A 1,636-nucleotide genomic window follows, 5' to 3' on the forward strand; every position below is an offset into this window, starting at 1 on the left:
GACAAAACGGTACAAGCCGGTGAAGCAAGTATCGTCGTTGAATTCGTAACCAATCACTAAAATTGAGAGGAGGTATCTATTAACGCCTCTCAATTTATGAAGTAGAAGATTGTACAGAGAGTTGTAAATTAAGGGCAGATAAGACAGCAACTAAAGTAGAAAGCTTGGGGTCACCCGTTTTACTTAAGGAGCGATATAATCCACTGCGTTCGCGATTGGTTTCTTTTGCTAAAGCACGCATATTTTGAGAGCGAGCAACGATACCAATGGCATCGGCTATATGAGCAGCATCACCAGTTTTGAAGGCTTCATTGAGAAATGCTTGTTGTACTTCAATGTCTTCAAGATATTCTTCTGGTTTAAATGGGGTTATTTTCATCACTGTACTCCTCTTTTAACTTTAACGCTTGTTCAATATCCCTTTGCTGCGTTGATTTATCTCCACCGCATAACAAGAGGATAAAATCAGAGCCTTTTTTTGTGAAATAAATTCTGTAACCAGCACCATAGTGGATACGTAATTCACCTATGCCATTAAAAAATTTAACATCACCCAAAAGTCCTTGTTTTAAGCGTACAACACGTTGAAGAATAATCGCTTTAGCCTTTTTATCTTTGAGTTTCTTAAGCCAATTATCAAATTCTATCGTTTTATGAATGAATATCATTAGTGCACTATAATGCACATGATGTGTAATGTCAATAATAATATTCCTTACAGAAAGGTATTCTGATGACGCGTCATTATATCCGGGTTAGGACAGGCGGACCAATACCGGCTAGTCAAAATATTTATCGCCATAGAAAAACGCTTTCACACCTTGTATCTGTTATTGTGATATTGCTATTGTAAAAAACAGTCGATTTATCCTTTTCAGATTTTCCTTTCTCTTTAGCTGCTTTTGCGAATTTCATTTCTGTAACATAGTAAAATTCTTCGGGATTAGAGATCTCTGTAACTTTTGGATTACCTTTTTTAAAGGTCACTGGATAAGGTTCCACATCTTCATAATTTACGTGCAAATGACTAAGTCTCACGCCCTGCTGTTACAAATTTCCAAAAATCATCAGCCGTTTTTACGCAAGGAATACGAGGCAGTTCTTTGCATAAATTATCAGCATAACGAGAGCGATAATCTTCCGAATGAAGTAGACCGTAAACATAATAAAAGATATCGTTTTTTATTATAATTTTAGTAAGATATGTCGAAAGGTGCTTCTTCAATCTGTTTTTATACTCTTATCTGTTTTTTGGGCTTCTTATCAGGCGACAATCAATGGAGTGTCTCTTGTTGTCTCTAATATGTAACAGTTCCAATAAATCAGATTATTCTATGAATAAGAGGCTTTACTTTATCCTCGAAATGATATCATATACGCCACCTTAAAATTAAGAAGCGTATAATGCGTATAATTGTCATTTAACAGTGTCATTGTAAAATCTTCAAAAGCGGGGGAATGATATGATTTGTGCAACCAATAAAGCAGATGTATACAGTATAGTTTACGCTTTTCTCTCAGATTTTATAAGTATTATTCTCATCAAAAGATTAAAAAATTGTTACGCGATTGGCGATTTTTTCTGTGATGCTGATGATGTGGTTCATTTTGTTGCTCACTTTGAGGGCACAATGAA

2 protein-coding genes and 1 pseudogene are annotated in these 1,636 nt (G+C 35.3%); all 3 read right to left on the bottom strand.

Annotation, left to right across the window (positions count from 1 at the left end; translation table 11 throughout):
• Positions 1-94: 94 nt before the first annotated feature.
• A complete protein-coding gene (locus PVV66_RS09480; RefSeq protein WP_273719606.1) occupies positions 95-379 on the bottom strand; it encodes an addiction module antidote protein in 285 nt (94 codons plus the stop codon).
• Positions 360-668: a type II toxin-antitoxin system RelE/ParE family toxin gene (locus PVV66_RS09485; RefSeq protein ID WP_273719623.1), complete on the bottom strand. Its 309-nt coding sequence runs from the start codon at positions 666-668 to the stop codon at positions 360-362. The genes PVV66_RS09480 and PVV66_RS09485 overlap by 20 nt, the downstream gene beginning before the upstream one ends.
• A 142-nt stretch (positions 669-810) precedes the next feature.
• Positions 811-1,189, bottom strand: a pseudogene (locus PVV66_RS09490) (type ISP restriction/modification enzyme); the annotation flags it as partial.
• Between the last annotated feature and the right edge of the window lie 447 nt (positions 1,190-1,636).

It is taken from the genome of Bartonella sp. AU16XJBT (assembly GCF_028618665.1).
Lineage (GTDB): Bacteria > Pseudomonadota > Alphaproteobacteria > Rhizobiales > Rhizobiaceae > Bartonella.